19 protein-coding genes are annotated in these 23542 nt (G+C 68.8%); 15 read left to right on the plus strand and 4 right to left on the minus strand.

Annotated elements, in window-relative coordinates; translation table 11 throughout:
• Positions 1-25: 25 nt before the first annotated feature.
• Both KEG38_RS26060 and KEG38_RS26065 read right to left on the minus strand, forming a co-directional pair.
• Positions 26-1570, minus strand: a complete 1545-nt coding sequence (locus KEG38_RS26060; protein WP_272422611.1) for a benzoate-CoA ligase family protein — start codon at positions 1568-1570, stop codon at positions 26-28.
• A gap of 52 nt (positions 1571-1622) precedes the next feature.
• The gene (locus tag KEG38_RS26065; RefSeq protein ID WP_272422612.1) at positions 1623-2642 is read right to left on the minus strand and encodes an MBL fold metallo-hydrolase; all 1020 of its coding nucleotides are present in this window, start codon (positions 2640-2642) and stop codon (positions 1623-1625) included.
• A gap of 240 nt (positions 2643-2882) precedes the next feature.
• Between KEG38_RS26065 and KEG38_RS26070 the strand changes: the two genes are divergently transcribed.
• The 8 genes from KEG38_RS26070 to KEG38_RS26105 all read left to right on the plus strand — a co-directional run bounded on the left by KEG38_RS26070 (position 2883) and on the right by KEG38_RS26105 (position 14492).
• Entirely contained in the window at positions 2883-3368 is a 486-nt protein-coding gene (locus tag KEG38_RS26070) for a hypothetical protein (RefSeq protein WP_272422613.1), read from the plus strand.
• 65 nt (positions 3369-3433) lie between these two features.
• Positions 3434-4612: a hypothetical protein gene (locus tag KEG38_RS26075; RefSeq protein ID WP_272422614.1), complete on the plus strand. Its 1179-nt coding sequence runs from the start codon at positions 3434-3436 to the stop codon at positions 4610-4612.
• A complete protein-coding gene (locus tag KEG38_RS26080) occupies positions 4609-7989 on the plus strand; it encodes a hypothetical protein (protein ID WP_272422615.1) in 3381 nt (1126 codons plus the stop codon). The genes KEG38_RS26075 and KEG38_RS26080 overlap by 4 nt, the downstream gene beginning before the upstream one ends.
• 207 nt (positions 7990-8196) lie before the next feature.
• Positions 8197-9963 carry a fatty acyl-AMP ligase gene (locus KEG38_RS26085; protein ID WP_272422616.1) on the plus strand — a complete coding sequence of 589 codons (1767 nt, stop codon included), beginning with the start codon at positions 8197-8199 and terminating at the stop codon, positions 9961-9963.
• Entirely contained in the window at positions 9963-10847 is an 885-nt protein-coding gene (locus KEG38_RS26090; protein WP_272422617.1) for a class I SAM-dependent methyltransferase, read from the plus strand. Before KEG38_RS26085 ends, KEG38_RS26090 begins: the two co-directional genes overlap by 1 nt.
• Positions 10848-10850: 3 nt before the next feature.
• Positions 10851-11102 carry an acyl carrier protein gene (locus KEG38_RS26095; protein ID WP_272422618.1) on the plus strand — a complete coding sequence of 84 codons (252 nt, stop codon included), beginning with the start codon at positions 10851-10853 and terminating at the stop codon, positions 11100-11102.
• A 10-nt stretch (positions 11103-11112) separates the two neighbouring features.
• The gene (gene fabF / locus KEG38_RS26100; protein ID WP_272422619.1) at positions 11113-12354 is read left to right on the plus strand and encodes a beta-ketoacyl-ACP synthase II; all 1242 of its coding nucleotides are present in this window, start codon (positions 11113-11115) and stop codon (positions 12352-12354) included.
• Positions 12355-12407: 53 nt separating this feature from the next.
• Positions 12408-14492: a thioredoxin domain-containing protein gene (locus KEG38_RS26105; RefSeq protein ID WP_272422620.1), complete on the plus strand. Its 2085-nt coding sequence runs from the start codon at positions 12408-12410 to the stop codon at positions 14490-14492.
• Positions 14493-14495: 3 nt separating this feature from the next.
• Here the strand turns inward: KEG38_RS26105 and KEG38_RS26110 are convergent, their stop codons facing one another.
• Complete coding sequence (locus tag KEG38_RS26110) at positions 14496-15245, minus strand: PEGA domain-containing protein (RefSeq protein WP_272422621.1); 750 nt, start codon at positions 15243-15245, stop codon at positions 14496-14498.
• Positions 15246-15493: 248 nt separating this feature from the next.
• The gene (locus KEG38_RS26115) at positions 15494-17314 is read right to left on the minus strand and encodes an OmpA family protein (RefSeq protein WP_272422622.1); all 1821 of its coding nucleotides are present in this window, start codon (positions 17312-17314) and stop codon (positions 15494-15496) included.
• 305 nt (positions 17315-17619) lie between these two features.
• Here KEG38_RS26115 and rpmH point away from each other — a divergent pair, with 305 nt between their 5' ends.
• From rpmH to KEG38_RS26150, 7 genes are all read left to right on the plus strand, one after another.
• The gene (gene rpmH / locus KEG38_RS26120) at positions 17620-17769 is read left to right on the plus strand and encodes a 50S ribosomal protein L34 (RefSeq protein ID WP_272422623.1); all 150 of its coding nucleotides are present in this window, start codon (positions 17620-17622) and stop codon (positions 17767-17769) included.
• The gene (gene rnpA, locus KEG38_RS26125; RefSeq protein WP_272422624.1) at positions 17770-18195 is read left to right on the plus strand and encodes a ribonuclease P protein component; all 426 of its coding nucleotides are present in this window, start codon (positions 17770-17772) and stop codon (positions 18193-18195) included.
• A 121-nt stretch (positions 18196-18316) separates the two neighbouring features.
• Positions 18317-18676: a membrane protein insertion efficiency factor YidD gene (gene yidD, locus KEG38_RS56060; protein WP_276073558.1), complete on the plus strand. Its 360-nt coding sequence runs from the start codon at positions 18317-18319 to the stop codon at positions 18674-18676.
• A 112-nt stretch (positions 18677-18788) separates the two neighbouring features.
• On the plus strand, positions 18789-20552 hold the full coding sequence (gene yidC, locus KEG38_RS26135) for a membrane protein insertase YidC (RefSeq protein WP_272422625.1): 1764 nt from the start codon (positions 18789-18791) through the stop codon (positions 20550-20552).
• Positions 20539-21117 carry a Jag family protein gene (locus KEG38_RS26140; protein WP_272422626.1) on the plus strand — a complete coding sequence of 193 codons (579 nt, stop codon included), beginning with the start codon at positions 20539-20541 and terminating at the stop codon, positions 21115-21117. The genes yidC and KEG38_RS26140 overlap by 14 nt, the downstream gene beginning before the upstream one ends.
• A gap of 183 nt (positions 21118-21300) precedes the next feature.
• Complete coding sequence (rplS, locus tag KEG38_RS26145; RefSeq protein WP_272422627.1) at positions 21301-21657, plus strand: 50S ribosomal protein L19; 357 nt, start codon at positions 21301-21303, stop codon at positions 21655-21657.
• Positions 21658-22017: 360 nt separating this feature from the next.
• Positions 22018-23298 (plus strand): FHA domain-containing protein, encoded by a 1281-nt coding sequence (locus KEG38_RS26150; RefSeq protein WP_272422628.1) that lies wholly within the window; start codon positions 22018-22020, stop codon positions 23296-23298.
• The last annotated feature ends 244 nt before the right edge of the window (positions 23299-23542 follow it).

Below are 23542 nucleotides of genomic sequence, written 5' to 3' on the forward strand. Positions count from 1 at the left end.
CCGGGTGCGAAGGAAACGACGCGGTTCAGGCGCGACGGAGCTTGCCGCGATCAATCTTGCCGAGGTGGGTGCGGGGCAAAGCGTCGACGAGGAAGACCTCGCGCGGGGCCTTGTACGGTTCGAGTTTTTCCCTCACGAACGTTTTGAGCTCCTCCTCGAGCCCCGGCCTTTTGTCCCGCGGGAGGACGTACGCGTGCGGCTTCGTCAGCCCATTCTCGTCGGCGACGCCGACGACGGCGCACTCCGCGACGGCCGGGTGGCGGAGCAGGCAATTCTCCACCTCGGCGGGCGCGAGCCATTTGCCGCCGACCTTGAGCATGTCGTCGCCGCGGCCGCAGTAGGTGAAATATCCGTCCGCGTCCCGGCGGAGCATGTCGCCGGAGACGTACCACTCGCCGCGGAAGGCGCGTTTGGTCTTTTCCATCTCGTGCCAGTAGCCGATCGCGCGGGAATTTCCGCGCACCCAGAGCCAGCCGACCTCGCCGTCGGGCAATGCGCGGCCGTCGTCGTCCGCGACCTTGACCTCGAAGCCGGGGACGACCTTGCCGAGTGTGCCCGGACGAACCTCGCCGGGGCGGTTCGTCATGAAAATATGCCACATCTCGGCGGTGCCGAGGCCATCGCAAAGCTCGACGCCAAAGGCCTTTTTCCAGCGATCGTAGAGCTCGACCGGCAGAGCCTCGCCCGCGGAGGTGGCGACGCGCAGGCAGGAGAGGTCCTGCGCGGCCGCGTCGGGGTGCGAGACCATGTGGTTCACCATGGTGGGGACGTTGATCAGAATGGTCGGGCGGTGCTTCTGGATCTGCTGGAAGAGGGCCTCGGCGGTACAGCGCTCGGGGAAGAGAATCGAGCTCCCGCCGACGGAGAACGGGAAGAGGAGGTTACAGCCGGTGGCATACCCGAAATAAAGCTTCGGGACGGAGAGGGTGCGATCGTCGGGACCATATCCGAGGACACGCTTGGCGAAGAGCTCGGTCGTGTTGACGAACGAGGCGTGCGTCTGGACGGCAGCCTTGGGCCGGCCGGTGGTGCCGCCGGAGAAGATCCATATCGCGGCGTCGTCGCGGTGGCTCGGGAAGAGGTCGATCGTGTCCGGTACGCCCGCGGCGAGGGCCTCGAACGAGGCATGCGGGGCCGGGTTTTCAGCGCCGACGACGAGGATGTGGCGGAGATGCCGCGCGCCCTTCGAGGCCTCGACGAACGCATCGAGGTGCTCGGCGTGGACGACCGCGACGGGAGCGCGGGAGTATTCGTAGAAATAGGCAATTTCGTCGGTCTTGAGGTGGCAATTCACCATGACGACGACGCTGCCGATGGCGAGCGTGCCGAAGAAGGCGCCGGCGAACTCGGGGATGTCGGGGAGGGCGACGATGACGCGCTCTTCGGGATGAACGCCGAGCCTCCGGAGAACATGGCCAAAACGAGCCGCGAGGCGATCGACGTCGGCGTACGTGAGGCGCCGATCGCCCGCGAGGATGGCGACACGATCGCCGTGGCCCTCGCGCAGGCGCGCGCGGAGGAACCAGTCGGCCATGTTGAGGTCTTCGGGGATCTCGAAGGGTCGCTCCATGCGCGGGATGGTGCGACGAGGAGGCGCGGGCAAGCAAGCGCTTTCGCAGGTTCTACCGCACCTCGCGCCACCACGCGTCGAGGCGCGCGAGCGAGCGGCGGATTTCGTCCGGGTCGAGGACGTCGCGGACCTCGCCGATTCGCGGGGCGACGAGCGGAAGGTCGAAGCCGCCGTCACGCGCGCCTTCTTCGAGGACGACAATGGGTTCGTCCCACGTATGCAGCGCGAGATCGAACGTGCTCCAGTGGACGGGCAAGAAGGGGCCGCCGCCGAGCGCGCGGTGCGCCTCCATGGCTTGCTGGGGCCCGAGGTGGATGTCGCCCCAGGCAGGATGGAAAGCGCCGACTTCGAGGAGGATCAGGTCGAACGGGCCAAACTTCTTGCGAATGAGCGGGAGCGTGGGCTCGGGGCCGGTGTCGCCGGAGAAAAAGACGCGGTGGCGAGGGCCGCGGAAGACGTAGCTCGCCCAGAGGGTCGTATTGCGATCGAAGGGGCCGCGGCCGGAGAAGTGTTGCGCGGGGGTGGCGGCGATGGCGACGTCGGTGCCGGGAATCAGGGTCTCTTCCCACCAGTCGAGCTCGGTGATGCGCTCGTGTGGCACGCCAAACCCTTCGAGGCGCGCGCCGACACCGAGCGCGGTGACGAAATGCGCCTGGGTGGTGCTCGCGAGGAGGCGGACGGCAGCGGCGTCGAGGTGATCGTAATGGTCGTGGCTGACGAGGACGGCGTCGAGCGGCGGGAGCGCAGCAATGGCGACGGGGGGCTCATGGAAGCGCTTGGGGCCGGCGAGGCGCGTGGGGGAGGCGCGATCGGCCCAGACGGGATCGGTGAGAATCCGCGCGCCGTCGATTTCAAGCAGGACGGTGGAATGGCCGAGCCAAGCGGTGCGGAGGCCGGTCCGCGGAGGGTCGCGCCAGCCGTCGAGCGGCGAGACCATGGGCAAAGGCGCGGGCGGCCTGCGGGAGACGCGGGGGGCGAGGAATTCGCGCAGGACGCCAAACTCGACGCGCGGCGAGCGCAGGACGGCCGGGTTCACGAAGCGGCCGTCGATGAAGTGGGGAGCTCTCTCCATGCGCGCCCGGCGCGTATAGGCGCGCTCGTGGGCGAGGTCGGAGGTCGCGGTCGTTTCGCACGGAAGGGAAGCTCGGGGCATAGGATGCCCGGATCTTGCGCGAAGGTGGGGGAAAACGCCAGCAGGCGAGGCCCTGGTACCGAGAGTTGCCACGGTCGAAATCGTGCCTGGTACGTGCTCTGCGCACGGTGAATCGACCTCGGGGTTGCGGCGCGCAGGCGATACCCTTAGACAAACCTGATGCGGGACGGGCTGTCGATCATCACCGTCGAGGCAACGAAGGATCACGTCGTCGCCGTCTTCAACCGGATCCTGATCCTCGTGTTCGAGCGCGAGACGACCCTCTCGGCCGTGGCGGCCTGTCGGCGGGCGCTCGATTTGCTGGAGCGGAAATACCCGGACGGGATCACGTGCCTGACGATCGTGGCGGAGAACGCGCCCTTGCCCTCGCAGGAGGCGCGGGACGCGCTGGCCTCGCTGGCCGTGGGCGCCGCGGGCAAACGGCTGCGGCGGTCGGCGGTGTGTTTCGAGGGCGGGGGATTCCGCGGCTCGCTCGTGCGGGGCGTGGCGACGGGGTTGCAAACGATGGCGAAGCTGCCGTTCCCCCACCGGGTGTTCCATTCCCTCGACGCGGCCGGCGCATGGCTCGCGCCGGAGATCGGCGCCCATCAGCTCCGGAACGCCGTAGACACCGCGCGCCTAAAAGTCCAGGCGCACGCGTCGTGACGAGGCGCGGGGCGCACGATCCTCACCCACCCTCGTCACGAAAGCGCGCTAGAGTGCGCGCCGCCGTGACCCCGACGATCCGATCCCTCCTCCCCCTCCTCGCCGTAACCCTCGCGTTTTCCGCGGCCTGCACGCCCGAGCCGCAGCCGAAGGAGCCGCTCGGCCAGATCCCGAGCGCGACCACGACGGCCAAGCCCGAGTGGATCCCCTTCGCGATCCGCGCGGGAAAACCCGTGGAGAGTGATCCACGCGAAAAACACCTCGCCGACCTCAGGCAGCTCACGTTCGGCGGCGAGAACGCCGAGGCGTACTGGTCGCCCGACGGCAAGAAGCTGATCCTGCAGTCGACGCGCGACGGCGCGGCCTGCGATCAGCAGTTCGTGCTCGACCTCGAGTCGGGCGAGACGAAGCGCGTGTCGAGCGGCAAGGGCCGGACGACGTGCGGGTACTTCTTCTACCCGAAGGGCGACAAGATCCTCTACAGCACGACCGAGGCCGCAGGCGCCGCGTGCCCGCAGAAGCCCGATCGCTCGCTCGGCTACGTCTGGCCGCTCGATCCGTATGACATCTACGTCGCGAACCCCGACGGCTCCAATCTGAAGCTCCTCGTCGGCGGTCCGGGCTACGACGCCGAAGCGACGATGGCGTTCGACGGCTCGCGCATCGTGTTCACGTCGAGCCGTGACAACGATCTCGAGCTCTACACGATGAAGCCGGACGGGACCGACATCCGCCGGATCACGAACACGCCCGGCTACGACGGCGGCGCGTTCTTCTCGCCGGACTCGACGAAGCTCGTCTGGCGCGCGAGCCGGCCGGAAGGCAAGGAGCTCGAAGATTTCCGCGCGCTCCTCGGGAAGGGGCTCGTGCGGCCGACGAAGCTCGAGATCTACGTGGGCGGCCTCGAGGGGCAGAACGCGCGCGCCATCACGAAGAACGGTCGCGCGAACTTCGGGCCGTACTTCCTGCCCGACTCGCGCCGCGTGATCTTCTCGTCGAACATGGACTCGCCGCCGGAGCTGCGCGGCGCGCCGAACTTCGAGCTCTACATGGTCGACTCGGAGGGGCCCGCGACCACGACGGGCGCGCCCGCGAGCGAGAGGATCACGTTCTACGACGGGTTCGACGGGTTCCCGATGTTCTCGCCCGACGGCAAGTACCTCGTGTTCGCCTCGAACCGCTTCGGCACGACGCCCGGCGAGACGAACGTGTTCGTGGCCCGCTGGGTCGACGCCGAGAAATGACCGTCCGCTCGCGCGCCTTCACGTTCCTCGGCGGAAGCCTCCTCGCCGCGGGATGCGGAGCCGGCGAGCCGCCGCACGCCGCACGCCCCAAGCCCCCACCGCCCGCCGCCGAAGCGCCGCCGCAGGTCGCCTCTCCCGCGCACTGGTCGTTTCACCCGCCGATGCCCGCGTCGGCCACGGCGACGCTCGCGCTCGAGGACGGCGGCTGCTTGATCACCACCGCGGAAGGACATCGCTTCCGCGCGGCGCGGGCCACGAAAGACGGCGCCGTGACGACGTGCCGCGGGCGCGCCGAAGCCGCGCCGGACGTGGCCCCGGAGGCGATCGTGGGGATCACGCCGCAAGGAAAGGCGTCGTGGCTCTTCGTGGGGCAGAGCGGGCGCATCTATGAGGCCGAAGGTCCGCTCGCGCCGATCAAGCGAACGATCGCCGCGCCCGCGCGGTTCGTGCAGGTCGCGAGCGGAGGCCGCACGGTGCTCGGCGCGACGGCGAGCGGAGAGCTGTTCCATCTGGATGAGGGGCCGACGTGGAAGCGCGTGGCGATCGTGGAGCGCGTGTTCGACGTCGCCGTGTCGGACGACGGGCAGGCGCTCGCGCTCGCGCTGCCCGAGGCGCTGCTCACGAGCGATGATGGGAAGACGTTTCAACGGGCGAGCAGTGCTGCGCCCATCGGCGCGCGTCGCGTCGGCCGCACCGCGGAAGGACATCTCGCCGCGCAAGGAATGACGGGCACGCTCGTGTGGGATCCACGAACGAGCGCGACGTTCACGCGGCGGGACGCGGTCGTCGAGACGGGGCCGGGTTCGATCGCGCTCGAGATTTCGTACGCGCCGTCCGCGAGCTCGGTGCTCGAAGGTCGCGCGGTGCTCGACGGCGATCGTTACCTCGAGGTGGTGCTCCCCGAAGACGGCGAGGACTACACCTTGCTGACGGGTCCGCTCGAGGGTCCGCTCGCGCAGAAGCGCCTGCCCGGTACGAGCGGATGCACGAGCTTGAAGCTCGGCGCGCGCGAGAAACACGTCGCGCTCGGTTGCATGAAGCGAAGCGACGACGACAGCGGCATCGTCGAGGTGCGGACGAGCCACGACGACGGCGCGCACTTCAGCGATCCGCTCGTGCTCTCGACGGGCGAGGCGTCTACCTCGCTCGTGGTGTCGAGCGACGGAAGCACACTCGTCGCGGGCGCCTGCAAGGCCCACGGGGCCGCGGCGACATCGAACGGATGCACGGGTTCTTCTCCGCTGCTCGTGCGCCGCGAGGGCGCAAAGCTCGTGGCCACGGTCGCCGAGACGCCTTCGCTCTCGGGCGCGCCGGTCTCGCCGGCGTTCTCCGTCGACGGCCGCTCGGCATATTTTCTCGCGCGGCGCGGCAAGGACGAGAGGCTCGCGCTCTACGTGTCGCACGATGGCGGCGAGACGTTCAGCGAGCGCACGCTCGACGTGTCGCGCGCGCGTCGCGATGACGGACCTTCGTTCGAGGAGGGCGACGAGGTGCCCGCGGAGGAGGCCGATGCGGACCTCGATCCGCGTGATCAAGCCGCGCTCAGGCCGGGCGACGATGGCACTGTGGGGCTCACGCTGCTCACGCCGCGCGGGCTCGCGTATGTCACGACGGACGACGACGGTCGTTTGCTCGGCGTGGCGCGACCGCCCTCGGATCCGGGGCTCGTCGGCGGCGCGGGCCGGCATGCGGTCGCGTTCTCGGTCATCTCCGACAGGCCGCACGGCGAGCAGACGATGGGCGCGTGGGAGTCGCTCGACGGCGGCACGACGTGGACCGAGATCCCCGCGACGCAAAGCCTCACGCGCGAGATCGCAGCGGGCCCGCTGACGCTCGTGTGCAGCGGCGCCGGTTGCCTCGTCGGCGACACGATGAGCCGCGTCGGCTGGAACGGGCAGGCCGAGCCCTTCACCACGCCGCCCGCGGGCCCGCCCGAGCCGCATCGCGTGCCATCGCCGCGCACGCCGATCGTCTGCGAGCTCGATCCACGCGTGAACTGGACCCGCATCGAGGACGTCGATCCGATCCACGCGCTCGGGCTCCCCGGCGTGGATCAGCTCGCGCGGGGACGCTCGCTCTGGTCCGTGCTCTCGTTCGATCCACGCACGAACGCCGTGACTGTGACGACCGCGCTCGGCCCCGAGCGCGGCGAAGGCGAGGCGCGCGTGATCACGCGTCCGCTCCTCGGACCTGCGCCTCAAGGCGCCGAGGTCGCGATGGAGGTCTCGCACCAGACGGAAGGATACGCCGTCGCCCGCGTGCGCTTGCCGCCGCCGAAATCGCCGGAAGGTCCACGCGCCACGGGCCCCATGCGCGATGTCGAGCTCGCGTGGGAGAACTTCATGGAGGGCACGACCGCCAAGGTTCGCCTCCCCGACGCGGGCGCGTTCACGAGCGGCGACGTCAAGGCCGACGGCGCGCGGTGGCAGCTCGACACGGCGCTCATCTCCGTCACGCCGGGCGCGCTGTTCCTCCGGCCGCACGCGCCCGAGTCGCGCCAGGACCTCACGTTCCTGCTCGATCCGAAGGGCAAACAGAAGACGTTTCCCTATCCCACCTGGTCCACGTTTCTGCCGAAGGGCGTCACCGACTTCCGCATGGATGCCGTGCTCGCCGATGGCAAGCCCCTCGCCGTCGCCACGCTCTCCGATGACGACGCGGGTCCCCTCACCTTCCTCCTCGCGCGCCAGGGAGAAGGCGGCACCTGGTCCGCGAACGGGATGTCCCTCGCGCCGGGCACGTCGCCCGACGGCGAGCGCCTCGCGCGGAGCGACTGGAGCTACATCGGCAGCACGACGCTCGGCGACCTCGTCGTGTACAGCGAGCCGCGCGCGGGCTTCGCCGCGGCCTCGTTCCACGCATTCCGCAACGACGGCACGTTCGGCCCGGCCATCGCCATCCCCACGCCGTTCGACCTCCCCGACTTGCCGCGCGCCTGCAAACCCGACGAGCGCCGCACCACGCCCCGCTTCGCCGCGCACGCCTTCCTCGGCCGCGAGCCCATGTACCCCGGTCGGCGCCACGCCGTCCTCGTAAGCGAATCCTCCGAACGAAAACCCCCGCTCACCGAGCCCATGACCTTGCTCACGGCGGGCGTCGTCCTCCACGGCACCAAAGAATCGCCGTGTGTCGCGGCGTGGGAGGCGATCGGCCTCGGTCGCATCCCGACCATCGCCGTCCTCGGGGGCAACCTCGCGCAGAGCTGGGTCTTCCGCCCCGCGACGCCGAAGCCTCCGCCGAGCCCGACCGCTGGCAAGCCCGCGCCGCCGCAGACCCTCGCGATCGAGTACCGCCCGATGACCTGCCGATTCGATCCAGCCGCCAAGGTGCCCGAAGGCATCGACAGCCAGCCCGGCACCTACGTCTGGGCCCCCTGATTCGGTGCACTGGCATACGCGAACAGATTTTCTCTGACGCATCGCACCTGTCGAAAATCCGACACACCCACCCCGAACGAGCACTGGATTTCCTTTCGATTTCCAGCATTTATCGTTTCTGGTTGATTTGGTCCGGGATTCGCTTATGCCTGCGTCTCGGCTTTCCGGCGATTCATGACCGGGTAGCCAGGACGTACCTCCTGGGCCATGCGCACGTTCATCGATGTTCTCCGCGAAAACACGGTCCATGCTGACCGGGCGGTCACTTTCGTGCGCACGAACGGCCAGGAGCGCCGCGTCGTGTATCCGGAGCTCTGGGCCGAGGCGAGCCGCCGCGCCCGCGCGCTCCAGGCGCTCGGCCTGTCGAAGGGGGATCGCGTCGCGCTGATCCTCCCGGAGCCCGACGAGTTCGTCCTTTCCTTCATCGGTGCCCTCACGGCAGGCCTCGTCGCCGTGCCGATGTACCCGCCCGCGACCCTCGCCAAGCTCGAAGCCTACGGCGACACCGTGCGTCACGTGCTCGCGGCGTCCGGCGCGCGTGTGGTCGTCACGAACGACGCGCTGCGCCCGCTCATCCAGGAGCACCTGCTCGGCACGCAGAGCGCGGACACGCGGCTCGTGCTGGAGCGCGAGCTCGGCGCGATCGATCCGGGCTCGGCGCACGCCACGTTGCCCGACGTTCGCGGCGAGGATCTCGCGTTCCTCCAGTTCACCTCGGGTTCGACCTCGCGCCCCAAGGGCGTGATGGTCACGCACGAGAACCTGAGCGTGAACAGCCACGCGATCATGTTCGACGGGCTGCGCTCGACGCCCGAGGATCGCGGCGTCTCGTGGCTGCCGCTCTACCACGACATGGGCCTCATCGGCTTCGTGATCGCGCCGGTCTACGCGCTCGTGCAGGTGATGTTCCTGCCGACGATGTCCTTCATCCGCAGGCCCTCGCTCTGGCTCGACGCGATTCACCGCTTCCGCGGCACCATCACGTTCGCGCCGAACTTCGCCTTCGCGCTGGCGACACGCGCCGTGACCGACAGCCAGGCTGGTAACTGGGATCTCTCGTGTATGCGCGCGCTCGGCTGCGGTGCCGAGCCGATCCAGGCCGACGTGCTGCGCGCCTTCCTCGCGCGGTTCGCGAAAAACGGCCTCTCGCCCGAGAGCATCCTGCCCTGCTACGGCATGGCCGAGGCGACGCTCGCCGTGACGTTCCACGATCTCGGCAAGCCGCTCGCAACCGACCGGATCGACCTCGCCACCATGAAAAACGGCAAGGCCGAGCCCGTGAAAGACGAGACGCCTGCGCTCGAGCTCGTCTCGTGCGGGCGCCCCTTCCCCGGGCACGAGCTTTTGATCGCGGGCCCCGACGGCGCGCCGCTCGGCGAACGAAAGGTCGGCGAGATCTGGCTGCGCGGGCCGAGCGTGACCGCGGGGTATTTCGGCGATCCCGAGGCGACGAGCGAGACGTTCGGCGGGGGCTACCTGCGCACGGGCGACCTCGGATACCGTGCCGACGGCAATGTCTACATCTGCGGCCGTTCGAAGGACCTCATCATCCTGAACGGGAAAAACCATTACCCGCAGGACATCGAGCGCGTGGCCTCCACGGTCGACGGCATCCGCGACGGGCAATGCGTGGCCTTCGCGCGGCGCGGCGCGAGCGGCGCCGAGGAAGCCGTGCTCGTGGCGGAGTCGCGGCGCCTCGGCGAGGCGAAACGCGCGCTCATCGAGGCGGTCACGCACGCGGTGCGGGCCGAGCTCGGCGTGCAGCTCGCCGAGGTCGTGCTGATCAAGCGCGGCACGCTACCGAAGACGTCGAGCGGCAAGGTGCGCCGCCGCGAGACGAAGATGCGTCTCGAAAACGGGCAGCTCGAGCTCGTGGGGGAGCAGGGCGAGGACCCGAGCGCGTCGTTCGATTCCCCCGCCGTCCCTTCTCCCCGCGCGCCCGCCCGGGAGACCGAAACCCGAGGAGCTCTCTGATGGGATCCAGCCAAGCGGACGTCGAGGTCAGCTACGACGTCTCCAACGAGTTTTTCCGCCTCTGGCTCGACGAGCGCATGAACTACACGTGCGCCGTCTTCGAGTCGCCCGATCAATCACTCGAAGCCGCGCAGCTCAACAAGCTGCACATCCTCAGCGATTTCGCGAAAGCCGGCCCGGGCAAGACCGTGCTCGACATCGGCTGCGGCTGGGGCGCGTGTGTCGAGTACCTCGCGACGACGCGCAAGGTCGACCGTGCCGTGGGGATCACGCTCTCGCGCGCGATGGCCGCGGAGGTCAATCAACGGAACATCCCGGGCGTCGAGTGTGTCGCGGCCGATTTCATGCAATGGGATACGCCGGAGACATTCGACGGCCTCATCTCGATCTGCATGATCGACCATCTCTGCTCGCTCGAGGAGGCGCGGCAGGGCAAGGCCGTCGACATCTACCGGCGTTATTTCGAGAAGTGCTGGAAGCTCACGAAGCCGGGCTCCTCGTTCGGCTTCCAGGCGATCCTGCGCAATCGCACGCCGAAGATGCGGCCCTGGGGCGCGCTCGCCGCCGATACGCGGAAGGACCTCGAAGATTTCTCGTTCTCGTCGAAGGAGATCTTCCCGAACGGCCTGAATCCGCGGCTGGAGGAGCTCATCCAGGCCATCAATCCCTGGTGGGAGGTCAAGACGCTCCACACGCGGCGCGAGCATTACCAGCGCACGACGGCGGAGTGGCTCCGGCGCCTCCGCCTGAACGAGACCACGATCCGGGCGAAGTGGGGCGACAAGGTCTTCGAGGATTACGACCGGTACCTCTCCACCTGCGTCCGCGCATTCGACATCCACTACAGCTCCCTCGTCCAGATGGAGCTCGAGAGGATTGGCTGAGACATGAGTGAGAAGCGCGATCTGCTCGAGATGTTCAAGACCGTGGCCGCGCGCGTCGACAAGCGCCCCTTCCCGAACGTGACGCCTGCGTCCAAGATCAGCGAGCTCGGCATCGACTCGCTCTCCGTGATGCAGATCGTCGGGGAGCTCGAGACCGAGCTCGGGATCGTGATCCCGGACGAGGACCTCGTCGAGCTCGTCACGGTCGGCGATCTCTGCAAGAAGGTGGAGGCCCGGCTCGCCGCCGGCGGCTGATCCCACCCCCATGCCCCGCCGCGTCGTCGTGACCGGAATGGGCGTCGTGAGCCCCGTCGGGGTCGACGTCTCAACCTTCTGGGAGAGCCTGCTCGCCGGGCGCTCGGGCGTCTCGTACATCCGCGAGTTCCCGACCGACAAACTCCGCAGCGACATCGCCGCGAGCGTGAGCGATTTCGACGTTTCGCGGTACATGTCCCCCAAAGAGGCCGAGGTCTACGGCCGCGTGACGCATTTCAGCCTCGGCGCGGCCGTCGAGGCCGTGACCATGGCCGGGCTCGACAAGGAGTCCGCCGCGGCACGGTCGCGCGTCGGCTGCTTGATGTCGACCGGCATGGGCTCGGTCGACATCTTCGAAGAGCAGATCGCGCGAAGCAACGAGCGCGGCCCGCGCGCGGTGTCGCCGTATTTCGTACCGGGCGTCATGCCAAACGGCGCGGCCGCGCTCATTTCGATGCGTTATGGCTTCATGGGCCCGTCCTACAGCCTGGCGAGCGCCTGCGCGACAGGCACGCATTCGATCGCGACGAGCGCGCTCCTCATCGAGGCGGGCGAAGCCGACGTGATGATCGCCGGCGGCGCGGAGGCGGCGACGCGGATGAACACCGTCGCGGGCTTCGGCAATGCGCGCGCGCTCTCGAAGGCATTCGAGGGTGATCCGACCCGTGCGAGCCGCCCGTTCGACAAGCGGCGCCAGGGGTTCGTCATGGGCGAAGGCGCGGGCGTGCTCGTGCTCGAAGAGGAAGAGCATGCAAAGCGGCGCGGGGCGAAGCCGCTCGCGGTCGTCGGCGGCTTCGGCATGACGACGGACGCCGAGCACCTCACGCGCCCGCACCCCGAGGGCCTCGGCCTCGCGCTCGCCCTCGAACGCGCGCTCCAGCGAGCCGGCATCGGCCCCGAGGCGATCGATTACATCAACCCGCACGCGACCTCGACGCCGCAGGGCGACATGGCCGAGATCCTGGCCTTCCGTCGCGTCTTCGGCGAGCGGCTCGCGCAGATCCCGATCTCGGCGACGAAATCGATGATCGGGCACTTGCTCGGCGGCGCGGGCGCGGCCGAGACGATCGCGGTCGTGTGTTCGCTGCGTGATCAGGTGCTGCATCCGTCGATCAATGTCGACGAGCTCGATCCGGAGCTCGGCCCGCTCGATGTCGTGCGAGATCGAAGGCCCGCGCCCGTCGGCTGGGCGGCGAAATGCTCGGCGGGCTTCGGCGGGCACAACTGCGCGCTCGTGCTCGGCAAGGCCTGAAAGCAGGGAAATCCGCCTTCCCGCCGGGTGCGCGATGCCCTAGGTGCTCTCCCATGAGCGCCCACGAGAACAGGCTCGCGAAGGAGAAGTCGCCGTACCTCCTGCAGCACGCGCGAAACCCGGTCGACTGGTATCCGTGGGGCGCCGAGGCGCTCGAACGCTCGAGGCGGGAGGACAAACCCATCCTGCTCTCGATCGGCTACGCCGCCTGCCACTGGTGCCACGTGATGGAGCGCGAGTCGTTCGAGAACGACGCCATCGCGAAGCGCATGAACGAGCTCTTCGTGAACGTGAAGGTCGATCGCGAGGAGCGTCCGGATCTCGATCAGGTCTACCAGCTCGTGGTGCAGCTCATGGGCCGGAGCGGCGGCTGGCCGCTCACCGTGTTCCTGACGCCGGATCAAAAACCGTTCTTCGCCGGAACGTACTTCCCGCCGGCGGACAAGTACGGCGTGCCCGGCTTCCCCGCGATCCTCGAAGCGGTCGCGGACGCGTACAAGCGACGCCGCGGCGAAGTACTCGCGCAGGCCGGTGAGATCACGCAGGAGATCTCGCGCGTGGGCGCGCTGCCAGCGGGCGAGGGTGCGATCGGGCAGGACCTCTTGCGCAGAGCATGCCGGCGTCTGCTCGCGCGCTTCGACAGCCACAACGGCGGCTTCGGCGCGCGTCCCAAGTTCCCGAACACGATGTCGCTCGACGTGCTCTTGCTACGCGGCGCGCTCGAGGGTGACGCGGTCTCGAAGGAGAGCGTGGATCTCGCGCTCGACAAGATGCAGAAGGGCGGAATCTGGGATCACCTGCGCGGCGGCTTCCACCGCTACTCGACGGACGCGCGCTGGCTCGTGCCGCACTTCGAGAAGATGCTCTACGACAACGCGCTCTTGCTGCGGCTCTACGCCGATGGCTATCGCGCGCTCGGGAACCCTCGCTTCGCAGAGACGGCGCGCGCGATCGTCACGTACCTGTTCGCCGAGATGCGCGACACATCGGGCGCGTTTTACGCGACGCAGGACGCGGATTCCGAGGGCCAAGAAGGAAAGTTTTTCGTGTGGAAGCTCGGCGATCTACGCGCAGCCCTGGGCGACGATCACGAGGCGTACGAGGTCGCGCGGGTCCAATTCGGCATCACGGAGGAGGGCAACTTCGAGGAGACCGGCGCGACGGTGCTCTCGGAGGTGCGGTCGATCGAACGGACTGCGGCGATCGTGGATCTCGCGCCGGACGTGGCGAAGCGCGCGCTCGAACGAGCGCGGGCGAAGATGCTCGCGGCGCGGGAGCAGCGGCCGCGTCCGATGCGAGACGACAAGATCCTCGCGAGCTGGAACGCGCTGCTCATCGGCGCGCTCGCCGAAGCCGGCCGCGCGCTCGACGAACCTTCGTGGATCGGCGCGGCAGAGGTCGCGTTCGCAGCGCTCGAGGAGCGGCTCGTGCGAGAGGGTCGCGTGCGCCGGTACTACATGCCGGGCGAGAACGAGGCGCCGGAGGCGCGGCGCGGGTTCCTCGATGATCAAGCGTACGTCGGCAGCGCCGCGCTCGATCTCTACGAAACCACGGGCAACCCGCGGTACGTGGCCGTCGCCCGCGCGATCGCCGACGCGATGATCGAGCATCACGAGGACAAACACGAGGGCGGCTTTTTCTTCGCGCCCGACGACGGCGATTCGCTCATCGCCCGCACGAAGGACGTCTTCGATCAGGCCGTGCCGTCCGGCGCATCCATGGCCGCGGAGCTTTGCCTGCGGCTCGGCGAGCTCGCGGACGAGACGTACGCCGAACACGGACGACGGCAGATCGAGCCGATCGGCCCCACCGCGATCGACAACCCGCTCGGCCTCGGCAAGGCCGTCGCCGTGCTCGATCGGCTCGTGCGTGGGACGGTGGACGTGGTGCTCGTGGGAGATCCGTCGAGCGAGCGGACACAGGCACTCGCGAAGGCCGTGTTCCGCCGCTACTTGCCGCACAGGAACGTGGTGTGGGTGGATCCGCGCCGGCCGGAGACGGCCGAAGCGGCAGCGGTGCTCGCCGAGGGCAAGACCGCGCGGGGCGACGACACCGTGGCGTATGTTTGTCGGAATCGAACCTGCTCGGCGCCGGTGTCAGACTTGTCGACGCTCGAAGCGCTCCTCGACGGGCGGTGAAGATCAGCGCTTCGGCCGCGGCTCGACGGGCGCCTTCGCGGGGATGACGGTGCGCTCGGCCTCGGTCTGCATCGCGACCTTGAACGCCGTGGTTTGTCCGGGGATCAGGTTCACGGTGATCACCTTGTCGGGCGCGCCCTTGCGCTGGATCGTGATGTCGTGTTTGCCCGGGGGAAGCGACACGTTCGTGTGCGGCGCGGGGCCGAGCTTGCGCTTGCCGTCGACGATCACTTGATCACAGGCCGGATCGCAGACGACCGAGAGAAACCCGTCGGCCTTGATCATCTTCGCCGCGACGCGCGCCGCGATGTCCGGCGGAGGCTCGGCCGGAGGCGCCGCTTGTTGCGAGAGCTGTACGTTCAAGAGCGCCGTCTCGCCCGGCTTCACCACGACCTCGAGCTTCTTCTCCTCGTAACCCTTGCGGCGCAGCGTGAGCTTGTGCGTCCCCGCAGGGAGTTCTGCGCGCACGATCGGAGAAGGGCCGATCGATTTGCCGTCGACGAGGACGCCCTCGCAGCCCGGGTTGCAAGCGACGGTGACGAAGCCACTCGATCGCGCAGCGTCAGGCTGCGGGGCCTTCTCGGGGCGGGTCGCCTCGGCGGCGAGCGCGACGCCGGGGACGACGAGGGCGAGCACCAGAGCGAAGGCGTGCTTCATCATGACCATTGTGCCTTGTTCGACGGCCCGCGTGGAGCCGTGATGCATGCGGATTTCACTCGCCGCGAGGCCGATTCCGACAGAGCCCGACTTCACACGTCCCGGACCCTTTTTCAGGCGTGCAGACACACTTTTCCACGGGCGCCGGCGCCCCGGACTGCGCGCAGCCCCGGGCGAAATCGGGGGCGCGCTCGGCGGACGGAGAGCACACGGTCACCTCGCTCCCGGAGTTGTCGTCGAAGTCCGTGAGGAACGTACAGGTGCACGCGTACGGCGAGCCGCGCTCCTTCTCGCACCCTGCGCCGAGGACGGCAGCGAGCGCGAGGAGGAGCGCGGCGAGACCGCTACTGACTGGGGGGCGTGGCATCCGCCGCCTTGTCGCGGATGTGGAACTCGACGCGCCGGTTGGTCTGTCGTCCGGCCGCCGTGTTGTTGTCGGCGATGGGCCTGCGCGGGCCGAAGCCGGCGGCGCTCAGGCGATCCGCGGCGATGCCACCCTTCTTGATGAGGTACTCCATCACGGCGTTCGCGCGATCGGACGAGAGCTTCTCGTTGAGATCATCCGAGCCGCGGTTGTCCGTGTGGCCCTCGATCGCGAGGTGCTGGATCTCGGGGTTCACTTTGAGGAGGCGCACGACCTCGTCGAGGATCGGGTAGCTCTGCTGCAAGATGGTCGACTTGCCCGTCAAGAACTCGACCTTCTTCAGGATCTGGATCTCGTTCGAGCCGGTGACCCTGCGGATGAAGGTCGGGCAGCCGTTCTTCTCCGCGTCGGGGTTCGCGTCGCCGGGCTCCTTCGGGCAAGCGTCCTTCGCGTCGCCGATGCCGTCCTTGTCGGGATCGTCCTCGGGGCAGCCGTCCTGATCGTCGACCTTGTCGAAATCCTCGGGCGTGTCGGGGCACTTGTCGACGTTGTCCGGGATGCCGTCGCCGTCACGATCGGGCGGCTGCGGGCAACCGTCGTCCGTGTTCGGCGGCTTGTGATCCTCGGGATCCGTCGGGCAAAGATCGACGTCGTCCGGCAACCCGTCCTTGTCGGTGTCCGCGCCGTGCTCGGCCCAGCGGCCCGTCTTGAAGCGCTTTCCAGGCGACGGCGGGTTCGTGTCCTTGATCGGGAACGCGTACCCGACGGTCGCGACGAGGCGGAAATCCGGGGCGTATCCAGGCGTGATGCGCGTGCCGCCGCCCACGCCGACCCACGCGCGCTTCTTCTGATCGAAGGCGTAACGTCCCTCGAGCATCCACTCGATCGGCGTGTTGTCGACGTCGAAGAAGGTCTCGTCGGTGATGCCCGTCGAGCCGAAGATCTGCGCGCCGAGACGAAGCGCGCCGCCACGCAGCGGCAAGAAGCCGCCGATGCCCCAGCGCCATTCGGAGCCTGATTTGAAGTCGTTCACGCCGCCTGCGGGCCGGAACTGGAGGCCCGTGTTGGCCACGAGAAAGAAGCTCTTGAGGTCGTACTCGACGGCGACCTGGAAGCCGCCGCTCGCGCTCTGATCACCGCCGAACGAGTCGTTGTCACCCGTCGGCACCCAGACCGCGCCTTCGAGGCCGAGCTTGAAGGTGCGCGCGGTGTTGCGCCAGAGGAGCACGCGCGCGTCGAGACGCAGATCCATCGGCGCGACCGTCCGCATGCTGACCGGCTGCGATCCCGAGACCTGCGCGAGGTATGTCGTGCCGCCGTCCTGGAAGAGGATGACCGGGAGGTTTGCCTGGAACGAGAAACGCTCAAGGGCCTCGATGCCGACATCGAGATAGCTGATGAGCTGCGGTCCGACGGGCGCGCTGCTGCGCTGGCTGAAGATGCCGGCGTTCCGCGGATCATCCTGATGGTTCTCGATGCGGAACGGGTTCAGCGCGAAGCCCATGCCGAGCTGGCCGAAGAACCGCGTCTGCGGGTTGAACTGCGGGCGCCAGAGCCCGATCGCGTCTTCGGGCGCTCCGCCCATGAAGAGGCGATCGAGATACATCGTCGACTGCTGCGCCTCGGCCTCGGCGGGCGCGAGGAGGCACGCCGCGGCTGCGATGGCGGCCGAGCAAGCCGAGGCAAGGCGGCGCAGAAGGGACGGGCGACGGGGCGTGGCCGCGCGCTCGTCGGAGGAGGTGCCTCCCGCCGCGGTGTCACCGACGGGCGGGCGGGCTCGGGGATGGTCGACTTGGGCCATGTCTTCGGCGTCTCCTCGGCGCGCGCACTGCGCGCGGAAGCGAGAGGCCCGGGTGCGCTTGCCGCGCGGTGGATCACCGGGCCCCCCCGTGCAAGCGGAGGCTACACCAGGCGTGCGGGCGCATGGAATGTCTTGCGATGTAGGGAGGAGCCTTGAGCACGAGCCCGTCTCCTCCCTTGCCGGACGGGTGAGATCAGGTCAGACAGACGACGCGCGATCCAGGCCGTTTCGCGGTCTTGACCAGCAGGCGGACCTGTGCTTTCTTTGCGCGCCCCGAAAAACGAAGGGTTCCGAAGGGTCCTACGATGAAGCGCACGTTCCAGCCCCACAACACCCGCCGCGTCCGTACCCACGGCTTCCGGGCGCGCATGGCCACGAGCGGCGGCCGCAAGGTGATCAACAACCGCCGGCGTAAGGGCCGCGCGCGCCTCGCCCCGACGATTTACAAGAAGTAGTTGCCTCGCCAAACATTCACGCGAGCGCAGCGCTTACGGCGTCGCCCTGACTTCCTGCGCGTTCAGGAGGGCGGCGCCCGGGTCACGACGCGCCACCTCCTGATCCTGATCGCACCCCGTCCCGACGATACGACCACACGCCTCGGCGTGGTGGCGTCGCGGAAGGTGGGGTGCGCCGTGCAGCGCAACCGGGCCAAGCGCCTGCTCCGTGAAGTCTTTCGCCGGAACGTGGCGTCGTTTCCGCGGGGCGTGGACGTCGTGGTGATCGTGCGTCCGGGCGTGGACGAGCTCGCTTGTGCGGAGCTCGAAGCGGAGGTTCAGGCGGTGCTGCCACTCGTGCGCAAGCGAGCGAGCGGCAAGCCGAACTCGAGCACGCAGGCGGACCCGAGAAACCGCTCCGGCGACGGGCGCAAAGGCGGCCCTTGACCTTGCAAGCGGGGACGCGGGCCCCCAAGCTTCGTCGCGATCTCGCGATGGGAGCCGCGGCCGACGCGCGCTGTCTCGCCACACCTCGCGCCCTCCGGCGTCGCCCGCCGCGCCCTGCATCATGCTGGCCAAGCTCCTCCTCCTCTTGATCCGCGTCTACCAGCTGACGCTCTCGAAAGTGCTGCTCGCGCTCTTCGGACCTGTCTGTCGGTTCGAACCGTCGTGCTCGCGGTATGCCGCCGCGTGTATCGCGGGTCATGGCGCGCTGCGCGGGAGCTTGCTTTCAGTGAAGCGCCTGTGTAAGTGCCACCCGTTCCATCCCGGCGGCTACGATCCTCCGCCGCCTCCACGGATCGGCCGCTCGCGTACGGAAGAGCCCGCGCGGCACGGCCCGGATCAGAGGGTGGAAGGTACGAACCTTTCTTCCCACGACGCTCGACTTTCGCCGTGGAGCAGTGGCGCGGTCCATGAGGCTGGCTAGTTTCCTCTCGCATGCTCGCCAAGCGAGCGAGCCCGTCCGGGGGGATCACGCGAGCACGGGGCGGGGCAAGGACCAGTAGGGTTTCACGGCAAGGAGATTGCCGAAGGATTTCATGGAACGCGGCAAAATCGCTCAGTGGGTGCTCATCGGCATCGCTGCCATCCTGTTCTGGCAGTTCGGCGGCAACCTGTTCGGCAAAGGAAACGAAGAGGTCCAGCCGAACACGTTCTACGACGCCAACCGGCTGCCGGACGCCCAGAGGCAGCCCGAGCAGATTTGCACGATCAACGGCGCCCGCTTCGAGGCCGAGCTGTCTTCGCGTGGCGGATCGCTGCGCCACCTTCGGCTCACCGATCAAGGCAAGTACTCGAAGAACGGCAAGCCGATCGATCTCGTGACGACCTCGCAGGAGTGGCGTCAGCCTCTGCGAACGGACCTGCGTTTGCCTGGGGTCGAGAAGCAACAGACGCCGTTCGACAACCTCGACTGGAAGCTCGCGGCGCAGGACGGCAAGTCGTGCACGTTCGTCTACGAAGACGCGACCTCGAAGCTCACGAAGGTCGTGCGCGAGACGGGCAAACCCTTCGAGCTCGAAATGACGCTCGAGGTGAAGAACCTCTCCGCCGAGCCGCTCAAGCACAGGCTCACGGTGGAGCAGACCTCGTGGCGCACGACCGAGGAGACGAAGGGCAGCCTCGGCCGCATCTCGGAGCACATGACGGACGTCGTCGCGGCGACGCCGGAGAAGGTCGATCGCCTGCACGCCGACGCGTTCGAGCCGAAGGACTTCAAGGACGCGGAGTTCACGAACGAGTACTGGCGCCGTAGCCCCGGCGCCGCGAAGTGGGTCGCCGTGAGCAGCGTCTACTTCACGAAGGCCGCGATCCCGCTCGAAGGCCCCGCGCCGCTCGCCGAGACGCAGATCGAAGAGGACTGGAACCGCGAGAAGTTCGACGCGGCGAGCCGCGAGAAGGACAAGGACACGCACGGGCACGTCTACCGCGCGCGCCTCGCGTATCCCGACGTCGAGCTCGCGCCGCAGGCGACGCAGACGTACAAGGTCCTGAGCTTCACGGGCCCGAAGGAGCGCGAGGTGCTCGCCGCGGTCGGTCCCGGCATCACCGAGGTGATCGATCTCGGCACGTTCTCGCCGATCGCGAAGGTCCTCGTCGGCTACCTGAAGATCCTCCACAAGGCCGTGGGGAGCTGGGGCTTCGCGATCGCGCTGCTCACGATCACCGTGCGCATGCTGCTCTTCCCGCTCAGCATCTCGCAGATCAAGAGCAGCGCGGCCATGCGCCGGCTCAAGCCGGAGATGGACGACATCAACGCGCGCTACAAGGAAGATCCGGCACAGCGTGGCCTCGCGCTCCAGGAGCTCTGGCGCAAGCACGGCGTGACGAACCCGGTGCTCGGCTGCATCCCGGTGCTCTTGCAGATGCCCGTGTGGTTCGCGCTCTACCAGGCCCTGCAGACGGCGGTCGAGCTCTACCACGTGCCCTTCCTGTCGGCCCGGATCATCCCGGATCTCTCGGACAAGGGCGAATACTTCGTCATCCCCGCGATCCTCGGCGCGTCGAGCTTCTTCCAGCAGAAGCTCATGCCGCCGCAGGGCGACCCGATGCAGCAGAAGATGATGCAGTACATGCTGCCGGGCATCTTCGTGGTGATGATGCTCTACCTGCCCGCAGGCCTCGGCGTGTACATGCTGACCAACACGTGGCTCGGCATCGCCCAGCAGGTCGCGGTCGAGCGCTACCTGAGCCGCAAGACGCAGGGTTCCGCCGGCATCGAGGTGCGCGAGAAGAAATCTTCGGGCGACGAAACCAAGTCGGCGCCTGCTCTTGGAAAGGGAAAGGCACGTGTCCGTGGATAATGGAGCTCCCGGGAAGACCAGCGTGAACGCCGAAGGCACCCGGCACGACGACGAGCGCGACGAGCGCGCCGCCGAGGCAGCAGTCCCGTTCGAGGAGGATGGTCGCGCCGATCAAGCGCTCGACTTCGTCATCGATACGCTCGCCGCGATGGGCATGGACTGCACCGTGGACCTGCTCGAGAACGAGCCGGAAGATCCGCCCGAGGAGATCCGGCTGGAGATCGAGGGCAGGGACGCCGGCCGCATCATCGGCAAGAAGGGCCAGACGCTCGCCGCGCTGCAGTTCCTCGCCAACCGCGTGATCAACCGGCCCGGCAAGCAGCGCCGCCACGTGATCATCGACGCCGAGGGCTACCGCGCGCGTCGCGAGGAGACGCTCACCTCGATGGCCCGACGCCTCGGCAAGCAGGCCGTCGAGGAGGGAAAGATCATCACGTTCGAACCGATGAACCCGCAGGATCGCCGCGTCGTGCACCTCGCGCTCGCGAAGTTCCCCGGTGTCGTCACGAAGAGCGACGGCGAAGGCGACGCGCGTCGCGTGCAGATCATCCCCGTTCGTCGCTAGGTGCCACGAACGGATCGCGCGGGGTGGTGAGTTCGTCGCCCCGCGATCCACCGCATCCACACGCTCCATGATCGGTTGACAGCGTGGGGACGGTATGCATAATGCCGCTCCCTCGTCGTCTCCGGCAGGCGTGGAGCCGTTTGCCCCAACAGCCGGGACCATCCCCAGTCGAAGGACCGCGACATGCTCACCTCGAACGTACTTGCGAAGATCGAAACCCCGCAGCTCCGCGAGGGGCTCCCGGAGTTCCGGGTCGGCGACACCGTCCGGGTCCACTACCGCATCGTCGAGGGCGAGAAGGAGCGTATCCAGGTCTTCCAGGGCGTCGTTCTGAAGCAGCGTCGGGCCGGTGCGCGCAGCACCTTCACGGTCCGCAAGGTGAGCTTCAACGTGGGCGTGGAGCGTATTTTCCCGACGCACAGCCCCCGCATCGACAAGATCGAGGTGGTCTCGCGCGGCGTCGTTCGTCGCTCGCGCCTGTTCTACCTCCGCTCGCTGGCCGGCAAGGCCGCCCGCGTGCGCGACGCCAAGGACGGCTGAGCCGGAAGGCCCCACCTCGGGGCCTCCCGTCTCCGCTCTCTCCCGCTCTCTCATCACGAAGGGTGTCCCAGGGCCAATCCGGCCCAGGACACCCTTTCGTATTTCAACCGCTCACAGCCCCGGCTGCGCGTCTCGCCGCGCCGGGCGCCGCTTCCTTTTGCGCATCGACGGCGGCCTTCGTCGCGCCGGGGATCCTTCACGCGGCCCCTGGGATGTGCTGCGCTGCGTCGTGCTTCGACGTGCCTCGTCCACCCCCCGCCGAGGGAAAGAGTACTTCTTCTTGATCCTCGGTCCGGCCCCCACGGTATGCTGCCGCCGAGGCGGACGAGGTCTTTGGTCCGTCAACACGAGAAGGACACTATGAACTGCCCGCGTTGCGGCGCGTCTGCCACACCCGCCGACAAGTTCTGCGCGATCTGTGCCTCTCCGCTCGGGCCCTCGGCGCCCGGCGCCTTTGGTCCTCCTCCGCCCCCTCCTGCATTCGGGCAAGCGCCGGGCTTCGGGCCTCCGCCGGCCCCGCCGCCGGGCTTCGGGCCGCCTCCCGAGCAGCCGGGCTTCGGACCGCCCCCGCCGGCTCCCCCCGGCTTCGGCGGCTTCGGCCCGCCCCCCGCGCCCACGGCGAGCCCTAGCGCGTTCGGGCCTCCGCCGCCCCCCGCGTTCGGCGCGCCGCCTGCTGCGCCCGGTGGCTTCGGTCCGCCTCCGCCGCCCCCCGCGTTCGGGCCTCCGCCGGCGGGTCCTTCCGGCTTTGGTCCGCCGCCCGCGCCGCCTGGATTCGGACCGCCGCCTGAGTCGCCGGCCGGGTTTGGCCCGCCGCCCGCGCCGCCTGGATTCGGCCCGCCGCCCGAGTCGCCGGCCGGGTTTGGCCCGCCGCCCGCGCCGCCTGGATTCGGCCCGCTGCCCGAGTCGCCGGCCGGGTTTGGCCCGCCGCCCGCGCCGCCTGGATTCGGTCCCCCGCCGGCGCCCCCGGGCTTTGGTCCGCCTCCCGAGCCGCCGCCGGCGCTCCCGGGTTTTGGCCCGCCCCCGGCCCCGGTCGGCTTCGGTCCGCCGCCCGCGCCGCCTGGATATGGGCCGCCGCCTGCACCGGCCAGCTTTGGTCCGCCGCCCGCGCCGCCCGGCTACGGGCCGCCGCCGGACCCCGCGCCCGGTGGTTATCCGCCGCCTCCGGGACCTCGGGCGTTCGCCCCGCCGCCGATGGCGGACAAACCCGAGGAGCTTCCCCGACCGCCGGGGCGCGGGAACTCCGCGACGGGGGTCCCGCAAAATCCTCCGCCGATGCCCGGTCGGCAAGTAAGCGCGCCGAGCCTGGAGGTGCGCCGCGCGCTCGCAGGCTTCCTGGTGAGCTACCAGGAGGATCCGCTCGGCAAGTTCTGGCCGCTCTGGCAAGGCAAGAACTCGGTCGGCCGCGCGGACACGGGTCAGAAGGTTGACGTGGAGATCGCGCACGGCACGACGTCCACGCATCACGCGACGATCGACTGCGAAGGTGGGAGGTTCATCCTGAGTGATCTCGGCTCGACGAACGGCACCTTCCACAACGAGGAAGCCATCGGCTTCAAGGGCAGGCGCGAACTGCGTGACGGCGACAAGATCCGCTTCGGCGGCTTCAGCGTCATCACCATCATCGTGACCGCTCGGACCTAGGGGTCGCGCGGAGAAGCCCCGTGCGGAACGCCCTTTTCACCCTACCCAGCTCCTCGACGAGATGACGCCCCCGCGTGCTCGCGTCGCCCGAGGCAGCCGTCCCCCGCGCTCTCCGCGCAGGGTGGACGCGCTTCGCTGCCTCGACGCACGAGAGTACGCGGCGGCCACGCTCGCGGACCGTACGCGTGCGCGGAGGTGTCTGTCACCCCGCGCCTGCGCCGGCTCGCCGAGGACCCCCAATGTT

Origin of the sequence: Polyangium jinanense, assembly GCF_028435265.1 — a bacterium.
Classification (GTDB): Bacteria; Myxococcota_A; Polyangia; order Polyangiales; family Polyangiaceae; genus Polyangium; species Polyangium jinanense.

Excerpts from the sequence above, each read along its gene's own strand:
- KEG38_RS26060 (WP_272422611.1), bottom strand. The coding sequence starts at position 1,570 with ATGGAGCGACCCTTCGAGATCCCCGAAGACCTCAACATGGCCGACTGG.
- KEG38_RS26065 (WP_272422612.1), bottom strand. The coding sequence starts at position 2,642 with ATGGAGAGAGCTCCCCACTTCATCGACGGCCGCTTCGTGAACCCGGCC.
- KEG38_RS26070 (WP_272422613.1), top strand. The coding sequence starts at position 2,883 with ATGCGGGACGGGCTGTCGATCATCACCGTCGAGGCAACGAAGGATCAC.
- KEG38_RS26080 (WP_272422615.1), top strand. The coding sequence starts at position 4,609 with ATGACCGTCCGCTCGCGCGCCTTCACGTTCCTCGGCGGAAGCCTCCTC.
- KEG38_RS26085 (WP_272422616.1), top strand. The coding sequence starts at position 8,197 with ATGCGCACGTTCATCGATGTTCTCCGCGAAAACACGGTCCATGCTGAC.
- KEG38_RS26090 (WP_272422617.1), top strand. The coding sequence starts at position 9,963 with ATGGGATCCAGCCAAGCGGACGTCGAGGTCAGCTACGACGTCTCCAAC.
- KEG38_RS26095 (WP_272422618.1), top strand. The coding sequence starts at position 10,851 with ATGAGTGAGAAGCGCGATCTGCTCGAGATGTTCAAGACCGTGGCCGCG.
- fabF (WP_272422619.1), top strand. The coding sequence starts at position 11,113 with ATGCCCCGCCGCGTCGTCGTGACCGGAATGGGCGTCGTGAGCCCCGTC.
- KEG38_RS26105 (WP_272422620.1), top strand. The coding sequence starts at position 12,408 with ATGAGCGCCCACGAGAACAGGCTCGCGAAGGAGAAGTCGCCGTACCTC.
- KEG38_RS26115 (WP_272422622.1), bottom strand. The coding sequence starts at position 17,314 with ATGGCCCAAGTCGACCATCCCCGAGCCCGCCCGCCCGTCGGTGACACC.
- rpmH (WP_272422623.1), top strand. The coding sequence starts at position 17,620 with ATGAAGCGCACGTTCCAGCCCCACAACACCCGCCGCGTCCGTACCCAC.
- yidD (WP_276073558.1), top strand. The coding sequence starts at position 18,317 with ATGCTGGCCAAGCTCCTCCTCCTCTTGATCCGCGTCTACCAGCTGACG.
- yidC (WP_272422625.1), top strand. The coding sequence starts at position 18,789 with ATGGAACGCGGCAAAATCGCTCAGTGGGTGCTCATCGGCATCGCTGCC.
- rplS (WP_272422627.1), top strand. The coding sequence starts at position 21,301 with ATGCTCACCTCGAACGTACTTGCGAAGATCGAAACCCCGCAGCTCCGC.
- KEG38_RS26150 (WP_272422628.1), top strand. The coding sequence starts at position 22,018 with ATGAACTGCCCGCGTTGCGGCGCGTCTGCCACACCCGCCGACAAGTTC.